The sequence below is a fragment of the Bradyrhizobium sp. AZCC 1678 genome, from assembly GCF_036924765.1.
GTDB lineage: Bacteria > Pseudomonadota > Alphaproteobacteria > Rhizobiales > Xanthobacteraceae > Bradyrhizobium > Bradyrhizobium algeriense.
The window spans coordinates 3,269,505-3,292,698 of record NZ_JAZHSE010000001.1; the positions used below are offsets into that span (position 1 = coordinate 3,269,505).

General features: G+C 63.4%; 17 protein-coding genes. 10 read left to right on the plus strand and 7 right to left on the minus strand.

Translation table 11 applies throughout. The annotated features are described in order from the left end of the window. Window positions 1-22: 22 nt before the first annotated feature. The 5 genes from V1294_RS15485 to hpaH all read right to left on the minus strand — a co-directional run bounded on the left by V1294_RS15485 (window position 23) and on the right by hpaH (window position 4,759). On the minus strand, window positions 23-892 hold the full coding sequence (locus V1294_RS15485) for a fumarylacetoacetate hydrolase family protein (protein WP_334498341.1): 870 nt from the start codon (window positions 890-892) through the stop codon (window positions 23-25). Between the two features lie 11 nt (window positions 893-903). After that, window positions 904-1,887 carry a 3,4-dihydroxyphenylacetate 2,3-dioxygenase gene (gene hpaD, locus V1294_RS15490; protein WP_334498343.1) on the minus strand — a complete coding sequence of 328 codons (984 nt, stop codon included), beginning with the start codon at window positions 1,885-1,887 and terminating at the stop codon, window positions 904-906. 108 nt (window positions 1,888-1,995) lie between these two features. Then, entirely contained in the window at window positions 1,996-3,531 is a 1,536-nt protein-coding gene (gene hpaE, locus V1294_RS15495; protein WP_334498345.1) for a 5-carboxymethyl-2-hydroxymuconate semialdehyde dehydrogenase, read from the minus strand. After that, a complete protein-coding gene (locus V1294_RS15500; protein WP_334498348.1) occupies window positions 3,524-3,922 on the minus strand; it encodes a 5-carboxymethyl-2-hydroxymuconate Delta-isomerase in 399 nt (132 codons plus the stop codon). The genes hpaE and V1294_RS15500 overlap by 8 nt, the downstream gene beginning before the upstream one ends. 30 nt (window positions 3,923-3,952) lie before the next feature. Next, window positions 3,953-4,759 (minus strand): 2-oxo-hept-4-ene-1,7-dioate hydratase, encoded by an 807-nt coding sequence (gene hpaH, locus V1294_RS15505; RefSeq protein WP_334498351.1) that lies wholly within the window; start codon window positions 4,757-4,759, stop codon window positions 3,953-3,955. 220 nt (window positions 4,760-4,979) lie between these two features. Between hpaH and hpaR the strand changes: the two genes are divergently transcribed. From hpaR to V1294_RS15525, 4 genes are all read left to right on the plus strand, one after another. Then, on the plus strand, window positions 4,980-5,444 hold the full coding sequence (gene hpaR / locus V1294_RS15510; RefSeq protein ID WP_334498354.1) for a homoprotocatechuate degradation operon regulator HpaR: 465 nt from the start codon (window positions 4,980-4,982) through the stop codon (window positions 5,442-5,444). A 213-nt stretch (window positions 5,445-5,657) separates the two neighbouring features. After that, on the plus strand, window positions 5,658-6,743 hold the full coding sequence (locus V1294_RS15515) for a malate/lactate/ureidoglycolate dehydrogenase (protein ID WP_334498356.1): 1,086 nt from the start codon (window positions 5,658-5,660) through the stop codon (window positions 6,741-6,743). 51 nt (window positions 6,744-6,794) lie between these two features. Continuing rightward, on the plus strand, window positions 6,795-7,574 hold the full coding sequence (locus V1294_RS15520) for an HpcH/HpaI aldolase family protein (protein ID WP_334482361.1): 780 nt from the start codon (window positions 6,795-6,797) through the stop codon (window positions 7,572-7,574). A gap of 86 nt (window positions 7,575-7,660) precedes the next feature. Next, entirely contained in the window at window positions 7,661-9,184 is a 1,524-nt protein-coding gene (locus tag V1294_RS15525) for a UxaA family hydrolase (protein WP_334482359.1), read from the plus strand. 9 nt (window positions 9,185-9,193) lie between these two features. Here V1294_RS15525 and V1294_RS15530 read toward each other — a convergent pair whose 3' ends face one another. After that, window positions 9,194-10,156 (minus strand): IS481 family transposase, encoded by a 963-nt coding sequence (locus tag V1294_RS15530; RefSeq protein WP_334498358.1) that lies wholly within the window; start codon window positions 10,154-10,156, stop codon window positions 9,194-9,196. Window positions 10,157-10,438: 282 nt separating this feature from the next. On the opposite strand from V1294_RS15530, the gene V1294_RS15535 reads away from it, so the two are divergent. Genes V1294_RS15535 through V1294_RS15545 form a run of 3 tightly spaced genes read left to right on the plus strand, consistent with a single transcriptional unit; the run spans window position 10,439 to window position 17,140 of the window. Then, entirely contained in the window at window positions 10,439-13,714 is a 3,276-nt protein-coding gene (locus V1294_RS15535; RefSeq protein ID WP_334498361.1) for a transglutaminase family protein, read from the plus strand. Window positions 13,715-13,742: 28 nt separating this feature from the next. Beyond that, the gene (locus V1294_RS15540; RefSeq protein ID WP_334498364.1) at window positions 13,743-16,265 is read left to right on the plus strand and encodes a circularly permuted type 2 ATP-grasp protein; all 2,523 of its coding nucleotides are present in this window, start codon (window positions 13,743-13,745) and stop codon (window positions 16,263-16,265) included. Continuing rightward, on the plus strand, window positions 16,262-17,140 hold the full coding sequence (locus V1294_RS15545; protein ID WP_334498366.1) for a transglutaminase family protein: 879 nt from the start codon (window positions 16,262-16,264) through the stop codon (window positions 17,138-17,140). The genes V1294_RS15540 and V1294_RS15545 overlap by 4 nt, the downstream gene beginning before the upstream one ends. Before the next feature lie 7 nt (window positions 17,141-17,147). On the opposite strand, the gene V1294_RS15550 is transcribed toward V1294_RS15545, so the two are convergent. After that, the gene (locus tag V1294_RS15550; RefSeq protein ID WP_334498368.1) at window positions 17,148-18,854 is read right to left on the minus strand and encodes a methyl-accepting chemotaxis protein; all 1,707 of its coding nucleotides are present in this window, start codon (window positions 18,852-18,854) and stop codon (window positions 17,148-17,150) included. Window positions 18,855-19,328: 474 nt separating this feature from the next. On the opposite strand from V1294_RS15550, the gene V1294_RS15555 reads away from it, so the two are divergent. The 3 genes from V1294_RS15555 (at window position 19,329) to V1294_RS15565 (ending at window position 23,191) form a co-directional block, all read left to right on the plus strand. Next, on the plus strand, window positions 19,329-19,952 hold the full coding sequence (locus V1294_RS15555) for a hypothetical protein (RefSeq protein ID WP_334498370.1): 624 nt from the start codon (window positions 19,329-19,331) through the stop codon (window positions 19,950-19,952). A gap of 110 nt (window positions 19,953-20,062) precedes the next feature. Further along, window positions 20,063-21,442, plus strand: coding sequence for an ethanolamine ammonia-lyase subunit EutB (locus V1294_RS15560; protein WP_334498372.1), 1,380 nt, complete (start codon window positions 20,063-20,065; stop codon window positions 21,440-21,442). Between the two features lie 162 nt (window positions 21,443-21,604). Then, window positions 21,605-23,191 (plus strand): B12-binding domain-containing radical SAM protein, encoded by a 1,587-nt coding sequence (locus V1294_RS15565; RefSeq protein WP_334498374.1) that lies wholly within the window; start codon window positions 21,605-21,607, stop codon window positions 23,189-23,191. The last annotated feature ends 3 nt before the right edge of the window (window positions 23,192-23,194 follow it).

Consider the following 23,194-nt stretch of genomic DNA (forward strand, 5'->3'; position numbering starts at 1 on the left):
TCCACTCGCTTCTCAGGATTGATCAGGCTTCGTCGACGACGCCGTTTTTCAGCACGCCGACACCTTGGGTTTCGACCTCGATGATGTCGCCGGGCTTGAGGTAGCGCGGCGGGTCGAAGCGCGCACCGGCGCCGGTTGGCGTTCCCGTCACGATGACGTCGCCGGGCACCAGCGTTGTAAAGGTCGAGAGGTAGTTGATCAAATAGCGGAAGCCGAAGATCAGTCGCCCCGTGCGGTCGTCCTGCCGGGTCTCGCCATTGACCCGCGTGGTGAGACGGATGTCGGCGATCTGGCTTTCGTTGGTGTAGGGCACGATCCACGGCCCAAGGCTGCCGGTGGAATCGAAATTCTTACCCTGCGTGACGTTGAACTTGGCGTGCCGCACCCAATCGCGGATGGTGCCCTCGTTGCAGAGTGTGACGGCGGCGATGTGGTCCAGCGCGTCGCTCTCCTTGATGTGCCGCCCGGCCTTGCCGATGACCAGCACCAGCTCACCCTCGTAATCGAGCTGCGCGGAGGCGCGCGGGCGGACCAGCGGGGCATTGTGGCCAACGAAGGAGCGCGGCGTCCGCATGAACATGCTCGGATATTTCGGCGCGTCCTGGCCGTCCTTGTATTCGGCGTTGCGGTCCGGGTAGTTGACGCCGATGCAGATGATCTTTTCCGGCGAGGGGATCGGCGGCTGCCAGGTGATCGCATCGAGCGCATGGTCCGGCGCGCGCTTCGCGGCATCTTCGGCGAGTTTCATCAGTGCGCCATCAGCAATGGCTTCGCGCAGCGTCGGAAATTCCGTTCCGAAATGCGCGGAGAGATCGACGATGCCGGAATCGGTCACGGCGCCGTATTTCTGCGAGCCGTTGACAGTGAAAGTCGCGAGGCGGGGAGAGGCCATTTTCTGTTCCGTCAATCCGCAATCGTGACGTCGGCGACGAAGGCGGGTTCGCGCACCGCCTGTCCGGCAAAGGGCGTGCCCTCCTCGAACCAGGAGCGCGGCGCGGGTGCGCCCCACAGTGTCTGCCGGCGCGGGTCCTTCAGCGACCAGCGCAGCGGCTCGTGGTCGTGGTCGCCGGTGAAGTAATCGCTGGTGTAGAGCTCGAGGCGATGGCCGTCGGGATCCCGGACATAGAGGAAGAACGCGTTCGATATGCCGTGACGGCCGGGGCCGCGCTCGATGTTCTTCAGGTAGCCGCTGGATGCCATGACGTCGCAGAGATGCAGGATGTTCATTGCGGTCGGCGTCCAATAGGCCATGTGGTGCAGGCGAGGGCCACGGCCGTTGGTGATGGCGAAATCGTGCACGTTGCCCTTGCGGTGCATCCAGGCCGCCGCGATGCGCCCGTTCGGCCCGTCTTCCTCGCCATATTCGGTCAGCCGGAAGCCGAGCCGGGCGTAGAAATCGACGGTGTTTTGCACTTCAGGCGCGAAGACGTTGAAATGGTCGAGCCGCTGCGGATGGCAGCCCTTGTAGAGGTCGTAGCGCCGCAGCAGATGCGGACGCTTGTCCATCGACGCGTAAAGTTCGAGCTGGAAGCCGGCGGGATCGGTGAATTGCAGCGTGCGGCCCTGGAACGGCTGCTCGACGAAGCCGTAAGTAATGCCGTTCTCGGAAAAGAAGCTGGCCGCCTTGTCGAGATCGCTGTCATTGCCGACCTTGAAGCCGAGCCGGCTGCAGGCGGCGACAGGCGCTTTCCTTAAGACCAGTGAGTGATGCTGATGCTCCTCGCTGCCCCGCAGATACACCGCCATGGCGTCGCTGTCCTCGACATGGAGGCCGACGGTGTTCTCATAGAAGGCGCGGCTCTTGTTGAGGTCAACGACGTCGAGCACGGCATGGCTGCAGCGGATTATGTTGAACGGCGGATCGAAGATATGCGTCGGCACGGGCATGGCGTTTCCTCGGATTCTCTGTCATTCCGGGGCGGTCCGCAGGACCGAACCCGGAATCTCGAGGTTCCGGGTCTGGTCCTTCGGACCATCCCGGAACGACGGTGGTGGTTACACTCCCAGCTTCTGAATCTTGTGCGTGCCTCGCGCCAGCGAGACGTGCTTGGTCTCCATGTAGAAGTCGAACGAGTAGTCGCCGCCGTCGCGGCCGATGCCTGATGATTTCATGCCGCCGAACGGCGTCGGCAGATGGCGGACGTTTTCGGAATTGAGCCAGATCATGCCGGCCTCCAGCGCGTCCGCGACCCGCAGGGCACGGCCCATGTCGCGGGTCCAGACATAGCCGGTCAGGCCGTACTGCACGCCGTTGGCGATCTCGATCGCGTCCTTCTCGTCCTTGAACTGGATCACGGTCAGGAACGGGCCGAACACTTCCTCCTGCGCCACCCGCATTTTCGAATGCGCGCCAGTGACCAGCGTCGGCTGCACGTAATGCCCGCCGCCGGGCCCGTCATGCGGCTTGCCGCCGACCGCGATGGTGGCGCCGTCCTTTTTGGCGACATCGAGATAGCTGCAGACCTTCGCCAGATGCCGCTCATGGATCAGCGGCCCGATTTCGGTGGCGGGGTCGAGCGGATGACCGACCTTCAGCGCCTTCACCCGCGCGGTCAGCTTCTCGATGAATTTTCCGGCGATGCCCTCCTGGACCAGCAGCCGGCTCGACGAGGTGCAGCGCTCGCCATTAAGGGAGTAGATCATGAACACGACCGCATCGAGCGCCCGGTCGAGGTCGGCATCGTCGAACACGATCACGGGGTTCTTGCCGCCGAGCTCGAAATGGACGCGCTTCAGGGTAGGGGCGCCCTGCGCCATGATCGCGGAGCCGGTCGAACTTTCGCCGACGAAGCCGATCGCCTTGATGGCGGGATGCTCGGTCAGCGCCTTGCCGGCTTCCTCGCCCATGCCGTGGACGGTGTTGAGCACGCCGTCGGGGAGGCCGGCCTGTTTCGCCAGCTTCGCCAGCAGGTCCGCCGTTACCGGCGACCATTCCGCTGGCTTGTGCACCACCGTGCAGCCCGCGGCCAGGGCGGGCGCGATCTTCCAGGTCGACAGCATGAACGGCGTGTTCCACGGCGTGATGACGCCGACCGGGCCGATCGGCACCCGGGTCGAGATGTTCCAATGCTCCTCGCTCGGCGTGTTGAGGCCGTCGCGGGCCTCGGCGCATTTGTCGGCGAAGAAGCGAAAATTTTCCGCCGCACGGATCGCGGCCTTGGCCATGAAGCGATGCGCCTGGCCGGTGTCGATGCATTCCAGCACCGCGATGTCGTCGGCGTGGTCCTCGATCGCATCAGCCACCCGATGCAGCAATTTCTTCCGTGCCGCCGCAGACATCTCGCGCCAGGATTTGAAGGCAGCCGCGGCTGCGGTCGCGGCACGGTCGATGTCTTCGGCATGGCCGCGCGCCACCGACGCCAGCACCGCGCCGTCCACCGGAGACTTCGTCTCGAACGTCTGGCCGGAGACCGACGGCACGGTCTTGCCGTCAATCATGTGGCCGATGCCCTCACTCTTTAATTTGGCGAGCAGGGGCGCTGCGCGGTCGCGGTTGGCCTGAAACAGGTCCTTCGGTGTCGCCTTATCCATGGAGAGCCTCCACTTTCAGAGCTTCGTGGATGTTGTTGCGTTTCCAGCTTGTTTCCTTGTCGTTGATCTGCATGTCGAACGACAGCGCGAATTTTTGGTTCACGAACACCGGCTCAAGGTAGGCCGACAAGGCCTTGAATATATGTTCGCCGGCCTTCTTGCGGGTGGCGAGCTCGCGGCCTTCGCCGAGCCGCAGCACCATGTCGAGAAAGCTGTAATCCTGGCGGCCGTCGGCGATCGCATAGTGCTCGCACCTGACGGCGCGGACGCGAATACCTCCGAGCGGGAAGATGCCGGTCTCGACCGCGGCCTTGCGGACCAGTTCCACGACCGCGCCCATGTCGACGTGGCGATCGAGATTGGCTGAATATTCAATCGTGAAGTGCGGCATGTTGCGATGACTCCCGTCTTCCCTAACGCATCAGGCGAAGTAGCAGCTCACGGAACCGTAAGGTCCATAGTCCGCCTGGATCGTGTCGCCCTTGCGGGTCTCGATCGGGCGGATGAATGATCCCGCCAGCACCACCTGTCCGGCTTCCAGCGCCAGCCCGTTCGGCGCGATCTTGTTGGCAAGCCAGGCCACCGATGTCGCGGGATGGTTGAGCACGCCGGCCGCAAGCCCGGTTTCCTCGAGCTGACCGTTGCGGAAGCACAGCGCGCCGATCCAGCGCAGGTCGGCATCCATCGGCCGGATCGGACGGCCGCCGAGTACGATGCCGGCATTCGCGGCGTTGTCAGCGATGGTGTCAAAAATCTTCCGGGTTGACTTGGTCTGCGGATCGACACGTTCAACCCGCGTATCCAGAATCTCCAGCGCCGGCACCACGAAATCGGTGGCGTTGAGCACATCGAACATCGTGCAGTCCGGTCCCGAAAGCCGCGACTTCATCACGAAGGCGAGTTCGGCCTCGATGCGGGTGGCGATGAAACGGTCCGACGGCACGAGCCCGCCATCGGTGAAGAACATGTCGTCGAGCAGGATGCCGGAATCGGGCTCGTCGATGTTAAGCGCGCTCTGCATAGCCTTCGAGGTCAGGCCGATCTTGTGACCCTTCACGACGCGGCCCCCTGCTACTTTCATCTCGACCCAGGCTTTCTGAATAGCGTAGGCGTCTTCGATCGTTATGCCGGGATATTCGAGCGAAAGCTGCCGGATCTGTTTCCGGGTCTTTTCGGCGCGATCGAGCCGTTCGGCGGCATTTCGGATTTCGTCGCTGGAAAGGGCCATCTGCGTCCGGCCTGGCGTTTGGCAAAAAGAGGGTGCTGAAATATGTTTAACATGTTAAGTTATATCCGGCAAACTGATTTGATGCTTGTTGCAGCGCAAAACTTTATCCTTCTCTCGATCAACGATTTCTGATGGCGGACGACTAGAGATGGCAGGCAAGAAATCGCCGAATGGATCGCGTTCGGACCCGGACGGAACGTCGGAGCCTCGCCGCGCGCCGATGCGTGAATTCTCTCGTTCGCTGCCGATGTCGTTGTTGCGCGCCCGTGAAGCGGTCATGCGGCAATTCCGTCCCTCCTTGCGCAACCACGGTTTGACAGAACAGCAATGGCGCATCCTGCGCGCGCTGACGGCGGTCGACACCATCGAGGTGACCGAACTGGCGCGCGTTGCCTTTTTGCTGGGGCCGAGCCTGTCGCGAATCCTGCGCGACCTCGAGGCGCGCGATCTGATCGAGCGGCGGACCGCCAAGGCCGACCTGCGCCGCGGTGAGGTGTCGATCTCGTCCAAGGGATTGAAGCTGATCGAGGCCGTCGCGCCGACGTCGGAAGCAATCTACGCCGAGATCACCAATCGCTATGGTGCGCGCAAACTCGCTGAACTGCAGGACATGCTTGGCGAATTGGAGCGCAGCCTCGCTGCGATGGAAGTGGCCGGCGAGGGCGACGCCGGGCCCGACCAGTAAGCGCAAATTTGCATGATGCTAGTGGCCCGGTGCATAGCGGGCGGCCAAATGATTGCGATCATTTGGCTAATGCGATCGAGGCGAGTAGACATCCGCGCGGTTTTTCGATCAAAGTGCCGGCCAAGCCGGTCATGAAAACCGGTGCGGGAGTTCTCGGGTTTAGCCGCCGACATGCAGGCTTCCCCGATGCAAGGACAGAGCTGAAATCCGGATATGGTCACAATAAAAGTCAACAATCTGATCGATTTCGTTGCAGAGGTTTTTTCCCATTCGGAATCCTCGCCCGAGGAAGCCAGGCGCATCGCGACCTACCTCACGACGGCCAATCTCACCGGACATGACAGCCACGGCGTGATCCGGGTTCCGGTCTACATTCGCTGGAAGAAGACAGGCAACGTCGTTCCCAACCAGACCCCCGAGATTGTCGTCGATACCCCGTCGCTCGCCGTGGTCGACGGCAAGTTCGGCTATGGCCAGACCGTGACGCCGTTCGCGGTGCGGACCGGCATCGAAAAGTGCAAGAAGGCGGGGCTGTCAGCGGTTGCGCTGCGCAATGCCGGGCATATCGGCCGCGTCGGCGACTGGGCCGAAATGGCCGCTGCCGAAGGGCTGGTGTCGGTTCATTTCGTCAACGCCGCGGGCTCGCTGCTGGTGGCGCCGTACGGCGGCGTGCAGAAGCGGCTATCGACTGCGCCCTATTGCGTCGGCATTCCGCGCCGGGGGCAGGACCCGATCGTGCTTGATTTTGCGACCTCGATCGTCGCCGAAGGCAAGGTGCTGGTGGCGAGCCGCGGCGGCAAGAAACTGCCGACTGGCGCACTGGTTGACGCCGACGGCACGCTGAGCGAGGAGCCGTCCGTGCTCTATGGGCCCTACACGCCGGACGGGCCGCGCGACCATACCAAGGGGACGGGCGCGATCCGCGCGTTCGGCGAACACAAGGGCTCGGGTCTCGCCTTCATCTGCGAACTGCTCGGCGGCGCGCTGACCGGTACGGGCGCCACCTCGGGCGGCCGCCAGTTCGCCAATGGCATGCTCGCCTTCTATGTCGATCCCAAGGTGATCGACACCAGCAATTACTTCGACGACGAAATCTCGCGCTATACCGACTTCATCCGGGAGACCAAGCCGATCGCAGGCGTCGATACCGTGCTGGTCCCGGGCGACCCCGAACGCAAGATGCGCGCCGAGCGCACCAGGAACGGCGTACCGCTGCCGGACGATACCTGGGCTGCGATCGTCAACACGGCCCGCGAGGTCGGCGTCAGCGAGGCCAGCATCCAGCGCGCCGCCAGCTAATCAACTCCGCGAACTCCAACTATCGTAACGATCACAAAGGGAAAGCGATCAATGGCAACCAACAACGTCAAGAAAGTATGGGCCTCGGGCAAAGCCGTGGTGAACGCGTGGCTCGCGATTCCGTCCGGCTTCTCGGCTGAAGTGATCGCGCAATGCGGCTTCGACAGTGTCACCGTCGACATGCAGCACGGCGTGCAGGATTACCTCTCGATGGTGCAATGCTTCCAGTCGATGCACGCCCATCCCGTGACCCCGATGGTCCGCGTGCCCTGGAACGAGCCCGGCATCATCGGCAAGGTGCTCGATGGCGGCGCCTACGGCGTGATCTGCCCGATGATCAACACCCCGCAGGAAGCCAGGAACCTGGTCCAGTACGCCAAGTACCCGCCGAAGGGCACGCGCTCGAACGGCCCGATCCGCTCCGGCATGTACGGTTCGGCCGGCTCCTACCAGCAGACGGCCAACGACGAGATCGTGCTGCTGCCGATGATGGAGACCAGGACCGCGGTCGAGAACATGGAAGCGATCCTCGACGTCGAGGGCATCGATGGCGTCTATATCGGCCCGTCCGATCTCGGCTTCTCCTATGGCCTGGTGCCGAAGCTCGACCGCGACGAGCCGGAGATCCTGAAGATCTACGAGAAGATCATCAAGGAATGCGGCACGCGTGGCCTCAATCCCGGCATCCACTGCTCCGGCGCCGAGGGCGCAGTACGCGCCATCAACATGGGCTTCAAGCTCGTGACGCTGTCGAACGAAGTCGGGCTGATGTCGACCTATGCCAAGATGCAGGTGAACCAGACCCGCAAGGATTCGGCCGGGAAGGCGTAAGCGGCGAAGGCACGAAATAGGGAGTGGCGAGGCGCGGATCGTTCAATTCGCCACTCGCTACTCGCCAACCCTGAGGAGGTACCCAAATGACCCCGGCACCCGTCATTCGCCTGCATCCTGACGACGGCGTCCTGATCGCGCGCTCGAGCCTGCCGCCCGGCATGGTGGTGGCCGATGGCGTCACCACGGTCGAGCGGATTCCGGCGGGCCACAAGGTGGCGATCAAGCCGATCGCCGTGGGCGAGCCGGTACGCCGCTACGGCCAGATCATCGGCTTTGCCACCGCGCCGATTGCACCGGGCCAGCATGTGCATACTCAAAACTGCGGCATGGGCGATTTCGCCAAGGACTATGCCTATGGCGTCGACGTCAAGCCGGTGCCGAACTTCGATCTGCCCGCGACCTTCGACGGCATTCGCCGCGCAGACGGGCGGGTGGCGACGCGCAATTATATCGGCATTCTCACCTCGGTGAACTGCAGCGCCCATGTCGCCGGCATCGTCGCCGACATGTTCAAGAAGAATCCATTTACCGGCGATAACCCGCTGGCCGATTTCCCGAATGTCGACGGCGTGGTGGCGCTGACCCACAAGACCGGTTGCGGCATGACGCAGGACGAACCGCTGGCGCTGCTCCGCCGGACGCTCGGCGGCTACGCGCGGCATGTGAACTTTTCTGCCGTCGTGGTGCTGGGGCTGGGCTGCGAGGTCAACCAGATCGGCGGCCTGATGCAGGAACAGAAACTGGCCGGCCGGCTGCGTGCGATGGACATCCAGGAAGTCGGCGGCACTCGCAAGACGGTGGAGGCCGGCATCGCTTTCGTGAAGGAGGCGCTGACCGACGCCAATAAAGTAAAGCGCGAACCCGTGCCGGCCAGCGAATTAACGGTGGCGCTGCAATGCGGCGGCTCCGATGGCTACTCCGGCGTGTCGGCCAATCCGGCACTGGGGGCGGCGAGCGATCTCCTGGTTGCCCACGGCGGCACGGTGATCCTGTCCGAGACGCCGGAAACCTACGGCGCCGAGCATCTCCTGACCCGCCGCGCGGTCAGCCGCGAGGTCGGCGAAAAGCTCGTCGGCCTGATGCGCTGGTGGGAAGAGTACACCAGACGCGAAGGCGCCGAGATGAACGCCAACCCGAGCCCCGGCAACAAGGCCGGCGGCCTCACCACGATCCTTGAGAAATCATTGGGCGCGATGGCCAAGGCCGGCAGCACGAACCTGGTCGACGTGCTCAACTACGCCGAGCCCATCACCAAGAAGGGTTTTGTCTTCATGGACACGCCCGGCTACGACCCGGTCGCCGCGACCGGGCAGGTGGCGGGTGGCGCCAACATGGTCTGCTTCACCACGGGCCGCGGCAGCGTGTTCGGCTGCAAGCCCGCGCCCTCGATCAAGCTCGCCACCAACACGCCGATGTACCAGCGGATGGAAGACGACATGGACGTCAATTGCGGCACCATCCTCGACGGCGAGGAAAGTGTGCAACAATGCGGCCAGCGCATTTTTGAACTGATGCTGAAAACGGCATCCGGCCAGCCGACCAAGAGCGAGAGCTTTGACTTCGGTGGTGCGGAGTTCGCGCCGTGGGTGCTTGGCGCGACGATGTGAGTTCTTGCACTACTCTCGCGTCGCCCCTGCGAACGTGTTCGGTCCCGGGAGATTGGCAAGGGCCTGGATCGGCGCCTGGTAGCCGAGGCATTTTAGGCGGGTTCGATTATAGTCGTGGACGAACTTGCTGAGGAAAGCGTCGCGATCGGCGTGGCAGGTGAAGGTGCGGCGAGCACTGCCGCGTTTGTCCTCGCGACCGATGGCTTCGGCAATGCGCCGGTTGAAGCGTTCGACCAGGCCGTTGGTCTGCGGATGATAAGGCTTGGTCAGGCGATGTTCGATGCCGCGCTGCTGACAGAGGCGATCAAAGGGATGGTTGCCGGAGGGCCGGCCGGGCGGCTTGTTCTTCATGTCGACGGCGAAGCGGTCGGTGAACTCGGCGCCGTTGTCGGTCAGGATGGTATGGACCTCGTGCGGGAAGTGGGCCAGGAAGCGCGCGAGGAAGGCGGCTGCCGTCTTGCCATCCCGCCTGGAATGGACCTCGACATAGACGTAGCGGGTGGCACGATCGATCGCGACAAAGGCATAGCTCTTGTGGCGCTGCAGCGCCGGCAGATGCTTGAGGTCGATATGGATGAAGCCAATACCGGTGGTCTGGAAGACGCCAACTTTTGGCTTGTCAGGTTTAGGGCGTGCGCTGATGCCGTGGCGCTGCAGGCAACGGTGGATGGCGCTGCGCGACAGCTCGGCGTTGACGCATCGCCGCATCACCTCGACGATGTCGTCGAGCGGTAATTGCAGCGATGTCCGCAGTTCGCAGACCAGCCGCTCTTCGATCGCCGACAGACCGGTCTGCAGGGTCTTTGGCGTATGCGGCCGGTCCGCCACGGTGCTGCGGCCGCGCCAACGACGGATCGTGGTCTCGCTGACCCCGAGCTCGGCTGCCAATTCAGCGACCGACCTCTTGCTGCGCTGGATGTAGGCGCGCGTCTTCGGCGTCGTCGCAGCGTTGGCGTGCAGGCTCAGTTCCATGACACGAGGGACTCCCTGACAAAGGCGATGCCTCGTTCTACACCGATTCCATCCAGCCAATCTCCCGGGACCAAACACGTTCGCAGGGGTCCATAACCATCGGCCTTCGTTATTGCGGAAAGTATCGACCAAACTGCCTTCCCGATAGATCACGCGGTATGGGTTCCTGCGTTCGCAGGGACGACTTCCGCACTTCCTGTAGGCACTGGCTGCCCGTTGTTAGTGCTTGATCCTACCCGGAACCAGTGTTCTGCTTAAAAAAGCCGCTGGAGTCTCCGGTCCGTGTCGATCTTCGTCGCACTACACCACGTCACGCACTACAAATACGACCGACCGATCGATCTCGGCCCGCAAACCGTTCGCCTGCGCCCGGCGCCGCATACGCGCACGCCGATCCTGAGCTATTCGCTCAAGGTCACGCCGACAAATCATTTCGTGAACTGGCAGCAGGATCCGCAAGGCAACTGGCTGGCGCGATTCGTGTTTCCGGAGAAGGCGTCCGAGCTGAAGATCGAAGTCGACTTCACCGCGCAGATGGCGGTCGTCAATCCCTTCGACTTCTTTGTCGAGGGTTACGCCACCTCTTTTCCGTTTCAATACACCAACGATCTGAAGACCGAGCTTGCGCCGTATCTCGCGACGTCAGAGCACGGGCCGCTGTTCGCGGCATACGTGAAGGAGCTTCCGCGCGAGGCCGACAGCACCGTCAATTTCCTGGTCGAACTCAACGCGCAACTGCAGAAAAAGATCAGCTATGTCATCCGGATGGAGCCGGGCATTCAGACGCCGGAAGAGACGCTGGCTTCCGGCTCCGGGTCGTGCCGCGACTCGGCGTGGCTGTTGATCCATATCTTCCGCCACCTCGGCCTCGCGGCGCGCTTTGTCTCCGGCTATCTCATGCAGTTGCGGCCCGACATCGATCCGGTCGAAGGCCCGCGCGAGGTCGAAAGCGATTTTACCGACCTGCACGCCTGGGCCGAAGTCTATCTGCCGGGCGCGGGCTGGATCGGGTTCGACGTCACCTCCGGCATGCTGACGGGCGAGGGGCACATTCCCGTCGCCGCCACGCCGCACTACCGATCGGCAGCGCCGATCTCGGGTAGCGCCGGCTTTGCCAATGTCGATTTCGGCTTCGAGATGAGCGTCCGGCGCATCCGCGAGGCGCCGCGGATCACGCGGCCGTTCTCCGACGAATCCTGGGCGCGTCTCGATGCGCTCGGCGAGCAGGTCGATGCCGATCTGAGGGCTGGTGACGTGCGGCTGACAATGGGCGGCGAGCCGACCTTCGTCTCGGTCGACGATCTGGAATCACCGGAATGGAACATCGCCGCCATCGGCCCGACCAAGCAGGCGCTGGCGGACGAACTGATCCGCAAGCTGCAGGCCCGCTTTGCGCCGGGCGGGCTGCTGCATTACGGGCAGGGCAAATGGTATCCGGGCGAAAGTCTGCCGCGCTGGGCCTTCGGCCTCTATTGGCGCAAGGACGGCGTGCCGATCTGGAAGAACGCCGAGCTGATCGCGAAGATCGACAGCCCGCGCAAGGCCGGTATCGCGGATGCTCAAAAACTGATGGAAGGCATCGCCAGGCGGCTCGGCCTCGAACTTGATTACGTGATGCCGGCGTATGAGGACCCCGTGCATTGGCTGCAAAAGGAAGCGGCCTTGCCGGTGAATGTCGATCCCAGCGACTCCAAGCTGGCCGACGCGGAAGAGCGCTCGCGCATGGCGCGGGTGTTCGATGAGGGGCTCAACAAGCCCAAGGGATTCGTGCTCCCGGTTCAGCACGCGGGCGCTGACGGTTCTGGCTGGATGAGCGAGTGCTGGCAGCTGCGCCGCGGTCATCTGTTCCTGATACCCGGCGACTCTCCACTCGGTCTGCGGTTGCCGATGGCATCGTTGCCGCATGTCCCGCCGGAAGAATACCCTTATGTCGTCGAGCAGGATCCGATGGAGCCGCGGCTCGAATTGGCCGTCGAGGACAAGGACGTTGCGGCAGAAGGCGTGCCTTCAAAATTGGCGCCGAAGCCGAAATCGAAGCCCAAGCCGGTGCGCACGGCAACATCAGTCGAAGTCCGCGATGGCGTGTTGTGCGTCTTCATGCCGCCGGTCGAAAAGGTTGAAGACTATTTCGAACTGATTACGGCGGTGGAAGCGACTGCCGAGGAACTGCAAATCCCGGTTCATGTCGAGGGCTACGGGCCACCCTATGACCCGCGCGTCGAGGTGATCAAGGTGACGCCCGATCCCGGCGTCATCGAGATCAACGTTCAGCCGGCGCAGAGCTGGCGCGAGGCGGTCGATATCACTTTCGGCCTGTATGATGACGCCGCAAAAGTCCGGCTCGGCGCCAACCGTTTTCTGGTCGATGGCCGCCACACCGGCACCGGCGGCGGCAATCATGTCGTGGTCGGCGGCTCGACGCCGCAGGATTCGCCGTTCCTGCGCCGCCCTGATTTGCTGAAGAGCCTCGTTCTGTACTGGCAGCGCCATCCGTCGCTGTCCTATCTGTTCTCCGGCATGTTCATCGGCCCGACCAGCCAGGCCCCGCGCATCGACGAGGCCCGGCACGACGGACTCTACGAACTGGAAGTCGCGCTGGCGCATGTGCCGCCGGCCGATATCGAGGCCCCGCTGTGGCTGGTCGACCGGCTGTTCCGGCACATCCTCGTCGATATTACCGGCAATACCCACCGCGCCGAAATCTGCATCGACAAGCTCTATTCGCCGGATGGGCCGACCGGCCGCCTCGGGCTGGTCGAATTCCGCGCGCTCGAAATGCCTCCCGATCCCAGGATGTCGCTGGCGCAGCAATTATTGATCCGCGCGCTGATCGCAAAGCTCTGGCGCGAACCCCAACAAGGCAAGTTCGTGCGCTGGGGCACGGCGCTGCACGATCGCTTCATGCTGCCGCATTTCCTCTGGGAAGATTTTCTCGGCGTGCTCGATGAGCTCCGGCAATCCGGCTACCAGTTCTCGCCGGAATGGTACTCCGCCCAGCTCGAGTTTCGTTTTCCGGCGTTCGGCCGCGTCCATCATGGCGGCGTCGCGCTCGAATTGCGGCAGGCGCTGGAGCCATGGCATGTGCTCGGCGAAGAGGGCTCGGCCGGCGGCACCGTGCGCTATGTCGATTCTTCCGTGGAGCGGCTGCAGGTCAAGGCGACCGGCTTCGTCGAAGGCCGCCATGTCGTGACCTGCAACGGCCGGCGGATGCCGATGACGCCGACGGAACGTTCCGGCGAGGCCGTTGCCGCCGTCCGTTTCAAGGCCTGGCAGCCGGCCTCGGGCCTGCATCCGACCATTCCGGTTCATGCACCGCTGACATTTGACTTAATTGATACCTGGAACGGCCGCTCGCTCGGCGGCTGCGTCTACCACGTCGCCCATCCCGGCGGGCGCAGCTACGATACCAAGCCGGTCAATTCCTATGAGGCGGAAGCCCGGCGGCTGGCCCGGTTTCAGGATCACGGCCACACTCCGGGCAGGATCGAGCCAGCGCCCGAGGAACGCACAAATGAATTCCCTTTGACGCTCGACTTGAGGACGCCGCTCCTGATCTAATCGGGAGCGGCGCTCTCGGGGAATCGGAATGGCAGGCCAAGGCAGCAGTCAAGGCAGCAATCAGGAAAGCAAGGCCCGTCCGGGCCAGCGCCGGATCGCGCAATGGACGCGCGACTATGCGCGGCTGCCCGGCATCCCCGACGAATATATCGGACCGGACGGCGCGCCCCGCGCGGCGTGGACCCGATTCTTCGATGCCTTCGCCGCATTGTCGCCAGCCGATATCGAGCGCCGCTTTGCTTCCGCGGACCGGCATCTGCGCGAGGCCGGCGTCACCTATCGCGCGCCCGGCGAGACCGCCGACCGGCTGTGGCCGCTCAGCCATCTGCCGCTCATCATCGACGAGGCCGATTGGCAGCAACTGACCGCGGGCATCGCCCAACGGGCCCAATTGTTCGAAATGGTGCTGCGCGATCTCTATGGCGAGGGCCGGTTGGTCACCGATGGCGCGGTGCCCGCAGCCGCGATTGCCGGCAGCAACGAATATCTGCGCGCGGTTTGCGGCGTCAAACCGCCCGGTGGCCGCCATCTTCAGCTCTATGCGGCCGATGTCGGCCGCGGCCCCGATGGGCGCTGGTGGGTGTTGAACGACCGCACGCAGGCGCCGTCCGGCGCCGGCTACGCGCTGGAAAATCGCCTGGTGCTGTCGCGCGCCTTTTCCAACCTTTACAAGTCGATGAATGTCGAGCGCGTGGCGCCGTTCTTCGAGGCGTTCCGCGATTCACTTCGCGCCAGCGCCGATCGCGACGAGCCGCGGATCGGATTGCTGACGCCGGGCGCCTTCAGCGAAACCTATTTCGAACATGCGACGCTGGCGCGCTATCTCGGCTTTCTCCTGGTCGAGGGCGACGATCTTGCCGTCAGCGGCGACCGCATCTACATCCGCACCGTCGCCGGCCTGAAGCGGCTCGACGTGCTGCTGCGCCGGGTCGATTCGAATTTTCTCGATCCGCTCGAACTCGATGCGTCGTCGCATCTCGGCGTGCCCGGCCTGATCGACGTGCTGCGCAAGAACGGCGTCGTCGTCGCCAACATGCCGGGCTCCGGCGTATTGGAGGCGAGGGCGCTGCTCGGGTTCCTGCCGAGCTTGTGCCGGCGGCTGCTTGGCGAGAATCCGATCATGCCGCACATCGCGACATGGTGGTGCGGGCAGAAAGCCGCGCGCGAGGAAGTGCTGTCGCGGCTGGAGGATTTTGCGATCGAGGGCGCCTACGGCCGGGCCGTTCCCGGCTTTTCCAGCCATGGGCCGGTACTCGCCGGCGAGTTGCCGCCTGCCGAGCGTGACCGGCTCCGGCAGGCGATCACCGATCGCGGCATCGATTATGTCGGCCAGGAACTGGTGCGGCTGTCGACGACGCCGGTCTGGGAGCAGGGCCGGATCACACCGCGCCCGTTCGTATTGCGGGTGTTCGCCGCGGCAACGCCCCAGGGCTGGACCATTCTGCCCGGCGGTTTCTGCCGGATCGCCGAACAGGCGGATGCGCGCGCGGTGTCGATGGGTGACGGGGCCCGCTCGGCGGACGTCTGGGTGGTGTCCGACAAGGCGGTATCGGCTTCGACGCTGTTGCCGGGTGCCGACAGCGTGCGTATCAGGCGGATCGCGGGCGTCGTGCCCAGCCGCGCCGCGGACAATCTGTTCTGGCTCGGCCGCTATCTCGAGCGCGCCGAGGCGACGCTGCGGCTGATCCGCGCGCTCGGCGCGCCGATGCGCGACCCCGCCAAGGGATCGTCGACCGCGTTGCCCTCGGTCGAGCGCATCCAGCGGCTTCTGGTGACCTGGGGCGCGACCTCGCAGGCGACGCGGACCAACCCCGCGAGGGTCATCGCCGAAGCGCTGCAAAGCGAGGAGAAATTTGGCTCGGCGTTTTCGCTGGTGCGGTCGGTGCAACGGACCGCGACCTCCCTGCGCGAGCGGCTTTCGCCCGACGCCTGGCAGATCATCACCGAGATGGTCGACCGCCTCGCATTGCAGGTCGACGACGACGACAGCATCGTCAGCGCCGCCGAACTGACGTTGCAGGAACTGGCAAGCCTTGCGGGTTTGGCGCAGGAAAACATGAATCGCGCCGCCGGCTGGCGCTTCCTCGACATGGGCCGCCGCGCCGAGCGCGCCATCAACACCGCGCGGTTCGCGCGGCAGTTCGCCTATGACGAAGCCGGCGAGGAAGACCTCGATGTGCTGCTGACGCTGGTGGATTGCCAGATCACCTATCGTTCGCGTTACCTGGTCGGCCCGGCGCTGGCGCCGGTGCGCGATCTCGCGGTGCTCGATCCGTATAACCCGCGCTCGGTCGCGTTTCAGGTGGCGACGCTGAATGATCACATCGCCGCACTCCCGAGCCTGAAGGAGCATGGCCTGATCGAGCGGCCGCAGCGGCTGGCGGTAGCCTTGCAGGCGACGCTGACGACGGCCGAGGCCGCAGCGCTTGACGTCAAAACGCTGTTCGCGCTGGAGCAGGATCTGCTCAATCTCGCCGACGCCATCGGCCTGCATTACTTTCCGCACGGGCCCAATGCGAGCCGGCCGGAGAAGCTGACGGGCCTCGCGTGATCTACGACATCCGTCATGTCACCACATACGCTTACGAAAGCCCGGTGAGTTTTGCGCGGTGCTCGCTGCGGCTGGAGCCGCGCAGCAGCGACGGACAGCAACTGATCTCGCACGCGGTCGAGATCCGGCCGCGGCCGGCCAAACGCGCGGTGCGGCACGATTTTTTCGGAACCCATACCGAGAGCGTGCTGATCGAGGCCGCGCATCGCAACTTGCGGATCGATTCCCGCTCGCGGGTTTCGGTTTCGCGCAAAGCGCCGGCGCGCAAAGCGCCGAGCCCGTCATGGGAAGATATCCGCGATGTGGCTTTCGAGGCCACCAGTCTCGGCCCGGCCTCGCCAATCGGATATGTCTTTGCGAGTTCGTTGGTGCCGGTGCTGGCGCCGCTCACCGGCTATGCCGCGCCAAGCTTCCCGCCGGGCGGCGGCATCCTCTCAGGCGCCGTCGAGCTGATGCACCGGATCCGCAACGACTTCAGGTACGATCCGAAGGCCACGGTAATCTCGACGCCGCTCAGGGAGGTGTTCGAAAAGCGGCACGGCGTCTGCCAGGACTTTGCCCATGTGATGATTGCGGGCCTGCGCGGGCTTGGCCTGCCGGCGGCCTATGTCAGCGGCTACTTGCGCACCATTCCGCCGCCCGGGAAGCCGCGCCTGCAGGGCGCCGACGCCACCCATGCCTGGGTGTCGGTGTGGTGCGGCGCCGAGCTCGGCTGGGTCGGGTTCGATCCGACCAACGACATCATGATCGAGAACGATCACATCATTCTGGCAATCGGGCGCGACTTCTCCGATGTCTCGCCGGTCGACGGCATCATTGTCGGCTCGCGCAAGCAGAGGCTTGGCGTGGCCGTGGACGTGATCCCGGTGGAGTGAGGTTCGATCAGGTCCCGGTCTTGCGCACCTGCTCGGACGAGTCCGCGCGCAGATTGCGGAAGAACTTCTCGACTTCGCGGGAGAGCGTCTCGGCGGTGGCCGTCAGTTCGCTGGATGCGGTGAGGACGGAGGCCGCCGCCGTGCTGGTCGTGCCGATGGCATCGCTCAGCGAACCGATATTGACGACAAGCGTACCGTTACCCTGCGCCGCGAGCTGCGCGTTCTGCGATATTTCGCGGGTCGCCGCGTCCTGCTGCTCGATGGCGCTGGCGATGATCGATGTCACATCGTTGATCTCGCGCACGGCGTTGCCAATTTCGCGGACCGCTTCGACCGAATTCTTGGTCGACGCCTGGATCAGGCTGACGTTCTGGCTGATCTCCGCGGTCGCCTTGGCGGTCTGCTCGGCGAGTGCCTTGACCTCGTGGGCGACGACCGCAAAACCGCGGCCGGCGTCGCCGGCGCGCGCGGCCTCGATCGTCGCGTTGAGCGCCAGGAGATTGGTTTGCTCGGCGATCGCCTGGATCAGGGTGAGCACGCCGTCGATGCGCTGGGTCGCAGCCGCGAGCCCCTCGATCTCGGAGACCGATTTCTCGGTGCGCTGGCCCGCCTGTTCGACGGCGCTAGCCGATTGGCGCACTTGGCGGCCGATTTCCTCGACCGAAGCCGAGAGCTCCTCCGCCGCGCTGGCGACGGCGGAAACGTTGCTGGAAGCCTGCTCGGTCGTGCCGGAAGCCGCCACGGCGCGTCCGTTGGCGTCCGACGAGACGCTGGCGATGGTCTGGGCGGTGCCGCGCATCGAGGCCGCATTGTCAGTGACCGCGCGCAGCACGCCACTGATCGCTTCGCGGAAGGCGTCGACCGAGGCTTCGATGTGACGGGTGCGCTCGTCGCGTGCTTTCGAATCGTCCAGCACCTGCGAATTGAGGTTGCGGTTACCGTCCATCGCTTCCTGGAAGATCTTGATCGCCCGGGCCAGCGCGCCGATCTCGTCGGCGCGGCCGGTATGCGGCACCTCGACGCCCTCGGCGCCGTCGGCGACCTGCTTGATGGTTGCGGTGATGACCGAAAGCGGCCGCGCGATCGAACGGGCTATGATCAGCACGCCGATGACGACCACCACCAGCGCCATGACGCCGAGGCAGGTCAGCACAAAGGCCATCGTGTGGTTGGTATCGGTCTGTTGCGCCAGTCTCTTGCTGCGTTCGGCATAGACCTTGGACAGGGCTTCCAGATCCTTGTTCAGCGCCGTGCGCACTTGGCGGTTGGCGTCGTTGTCACCCCATTCGCGGCCTGCCGCCGCATTGATCTCGACACCGCGGCGAACCAGCTCCTTGCGGAAGTCGACAAACTGTTCGATGCGCTTCCTGAAGGCGGCGAACTGCTGGGCGTCATCAGCCTGGACCAGCGTCTCCCAATTCTTGACGACCTCAAGAATGCGTTCGTTGAACTTGAGCAAGCCGTCGCCGTATTTTTTCACCACCGCCGGATCAGTCGACATGTAGACGCCGCGCGATTCCATCACGACGGCATAGACCAGCGAATTGATGCGCTCGACGTTGAGCGCGGCACGGCTGGCGGTCGAGACCGCTTCGGTAAGTTGGGCATTCTGGCGCGTGTTGTAGTCGGACAAGGCGGTGATGGCGGCGACGAGCAACGCGAACAGCGCGAAGATCGAATACAACTTGGCTGCGAGCGAAAACCGGGATGCCATGGCGTCACCAAAACGAATATGGATTTGACAATTCAGCCGTGCCGGCAGGCTGGAATGGTTTCCAGCGCATGCCGTCGACATACGCAATTGTGCTGAATTTTGATGGAGATTGTCTTAACGCGCGAAAATCTCGCAACTGCAACCAAATAAAATAACCAAGTAATTTCAAATGATTAAGGCGCTCGGGCAAGCTGCATTATCGGGAAAATTCGGAAGCCCACACGACTGCAACGGGTTCTAGTATCTCAGTGCAATTGGAGGTCGCCACTCTAGCGGCCGACGCGGGAGGCGGCGGGAACCTTCTTCCGAAGGGCGGCCAGCGTTGGCGAAACAATTGTGATCGAATCAAGCTAGACAGCGAGCACGAGGACGGAACGTGTCGATTTCGCCTTGCCCGGGCGGCAAGCGCGCAATCCTAAAGGCCATCGCCGGAATCGTCGCGGGGACGCCTGTTGAAGGCGCCACGATGCTTCGATGATGCCTGAGAACGGGGACTTAATGGCTCAAAGTGCTGCCTTGCCGGCCAACGTCGATCTCTATCTTCACGTGCGAGTGCTGATCGGCATCATCCTCGGGCTCAGCGTCACCCGGTTGGTCAGCGGCATCGCGGCATTGGTCGCGCATCCCAGTCGCTACCGGATCTGGCCCGTTCATCTGGGTTGGGTCGCCTGGGCGCTCGTGAACGTGGTCACATTCTGGTGGTGGGAATTTCGGCTGAGCCTGATCCCGCACTGGACGTTTGGCCTTTATTTCTTCGTTTGCGTGTACGCATCGATGTACTACTTCCTGAGCGTCCTGCTTTTCCCCCAGGATCTGGAGGAATATGCAGGTTATCAAGACTACTTTCTCTCGCGTCGCCGCTGGTTCTTTGGGTTTGCGGCCCTTACTGAAGCGCTCGATGTGGTCGACAGTTTGATAAAGGGCGAAGACCACCTGCGATCGCTGGGACTGGAGTATCTCCTGGCGAACGCCGCATTCATACTGGTATGCGGCGTAGCCGCGACAACGCGCAATTTGAGATTCCATATGCTGTTTGCGTTCGGCGCGGCCATCTATGAGATAAGTTTCTTCGCCCGCTATTACGCTACGCTGAACTAGCCCAATTGAAGTCGGGGTTACCTCGATAATCTCGGCTGTAGCGTTGGCTATCCGCCCGGCATAAGGTAGCTCCGCAATGGAGCGCGGGTAGGGGCTGAAGGAAAGTCAGCATGGTCTATCGCCAGATCATCGGTGCCACCTCCTATGTCTTCGGCGATTTGCGCGAGCTGCTCGCCAAGGCGACGCCGCCGCGGTCCGGCGATCGTCTTGCCGGCGTCGCGGCCGAAAGCGCGGAACAAATGATCGCGGCGCGGATGGCGCTCGCCAACCTGCCGCTCAAGCAATTCCTCAACGAGGCGGTGATCCCCTACGAGGACGACGAGGTCACCCGGCTGATCCTCGATAGCCATGCGGCGCAGGCTTTTGCGCCCATTTCCGCGCTGACAGTCGGCGGCTTCCGCGACTGGCTGTTGTCCGATGCCGCAACCAGCGAAACGCTGGCGAAGGTCTCGCGCGGGATCACGCCGGAAATGGCCGCGGGCGTCTCGAAGCTGATGCGCAACCAGGATCTGATCCTGGTCGCGAAGAAATGCGCCGTGACGTCGGCGTTCCGCAACACCATCGGCCTGAAGGGTCGGATGAGCGTGCGGCTGCAGCCCAACCATCCCTTCGACGACGCCAAGGGCATTACCGCTTCGATCCTCGACGGCATCCTCTTGGGATCGGGCGATGCCTGCATCGGCATCAATCCGGCCAGCGACGATCCGGCCGTGATCGGCGAACTGCTGCGGCTGCTCGACGGCATCATCATGCGGCTGCAGATTCCGACGCAGGCCTGCGTGCTCACGCACGTGACCACGACGCTCGGATTGATCGGGCAGGGCGCCCCGGTCGATCTGGTGTTCCAGTCGATCGCGGGAACGGAGGCTGCCAACCGCAGCTTCGGCGTCGATCTCGCGCTGTTGCGCGAGGCGCGTGAGGCCGGGCTGTCGCTCCGCCGCGGCACGGTGGGCGACAATGTGATGTATTTCGAGACCGGGCAGGGCTCGGCGCTGTCGGCCAACGCCCATCACAACGTCGATCAGCAGACCTGCGAAGCGCGGGCCTATGCGGTGGCGCGCGCGTTCGATCCGCTGCTCGTCAACAGCGTGGTCGGCTTCATCGGTCCGGAATATCTGTATGACGGCAAGGAAATCATCCGCGCCGGCCTCGAGGATCATTTCTGCGGCAAGCTGCTCGGCCTGCCGCTTGGCGTCGACGTCTGCTACACCAACCATGCCGAAGCCGACCAGGACGACATGGACAATCTCTTGACGCTGCTGGCCGCCGCCGGCGTCACCTTCATCATGGGTGTGCCGGGCGCCGACGACGTCATGCTGAACTACCAGTCGACCTCGTTCCACGACGCGCTGTATATCCGCGACCTCTTCGGATTGAAGCGGGCGCCGGAGTTCGACGATTGGCTGGTTCGCTCAGGCCTCGCGGACGGCGATTTCCGGCTTGCGGGCGACGCGGGTCTGCCAGAATTTGCAGCGCGGCTGATCGCCTGAGCGCCGGCCGCAGCCCGCTGCTTGCGGATTTTCATGCAACCAATTGAACCCACAGCGAGTTAGGACCCACAATGAGTTAGAATTAACTGTCACAATGTTGAAGAATTTCTGGCCCAACTTTCAATGTCGTGCTTAAATTCATGTCAGCCTTGAGGAAATTTGATGAGAGCTGAAGGCATCGGAACGGTACGGCGTATCCTGTGCGTCTTCCCGCGCTATACCTCCTCTTTTGGTACATTCGAATACGCCTATTCCCTGACCGATGGCGTCCAGGCGTTCATGCCGCCGCAGGGCCTGTTGCTGATCGCGGCCTATCTCCCGGAGAACTGGCCGGTCCGCTTCATCGACGAGAACATTCGCCCCGCCACCAAAGAAGACTTCGAATGGGCCGAGGCGGTGTTCGTCAGCGGCATGCACATCCAGCGCCAGCAGATGAACGACATCTGCCGACGCGCGCATACCTTCGACCTCGCGGTGGCGATCGGCGGACCGTCGGTGAGCGCGTGCCCGGATTACTATCCCTCGTTCGACTATCTCCATGTTGGCGAACTCGGCGACGCCACCAATGAACTCATTGCCCGGCTGGCGCGCGACCCGTCGCGCCCCGAACAGCAGGTAGTGTTGACGACCAAAGACCGCCTGGCGATGACCGAGTTTCCGATTCCGGCCTACGAGCTGGCGGAAGTGAAGAAATATCTGCTCGGCAGCATCCAGTATTCGAGCGGTTGCCCCTATCAGTGCGAATTCTGCGACATCCCCGGCCTTTACGGCCGCAACCCGCGCCTGAAAACGCCTCAGCAGATCATTGCCGAACTGGACAGGCTGCGCGAATGCGGCATGACCGACACGGTTTATTTCGTCGACGACAACTTCATCGGCAACCGCAAGGCCACGCTGGATCTGCTGCCGCATCTGATCGAATGGCAGAAGAGGACAGGCTATGTCGTGCGGCTCGCCTGTGAGGCGACGCTGAATATCGCCAAGCGGCCCGAGATCCTGGAGAAGATGCGCGAAGCGATGTTCGTCACCGTGTTCTGCGGCATCGAGACACCCGATCCCGACGCGTTGCACGCGATGCACAAGGACCACAACATGATGGTCCCGATCCAGGAAGGCATCCACACCATCAATTCCTACGGCATGGAAGTCGTTTCCGGTATCATCATGGGGCTTGATACCGATAAGCCCGGCACCGCCGATGCGCTGCTCAACTTCGTCGACGAATCGCGGATTCCCCTGCTGACGATCAACCTGCTGCAGGCGCTGCCGAAGACGCCGCTGTGGGATCGGCTGGAGCGCGAGGGGCGGCTGGTTGACGACGACGGCCGCGATTCCAATGTCGAATTTCTGATGCCCTACGATCAGGTCATCAATTCCTGGAAGCGATGCATGGAAATCGCCTACCAGCCCGAGAAGCTGTACGCGCGCTACCAGTATCAATGCGACTACACTTATGCACAGCGGATCAAGGTGCCGGTCGCGCCTGAAATGAAGACCTGGCGCAACATCAGGCGCGCGCTGATCATGCTGCGCAATATCTTCTGGCAGATCGGCGTGCTCGGCGACTACAGAAAAGTGTTCTGGAAGTTCGCGCTGGGACGACTCCGTTGCGGCGATATCGAGGGCCTGATTGGCTCGGCGACGATTGCGCATCACCTGATCGAATTTGCGCGCGCTGCCACCAGTGGCCAGCAGAACGCGTCGAATTACTCGATCCGGCTGCGCGAAGCCTCGGTCCCTGCTGAGTAAAGC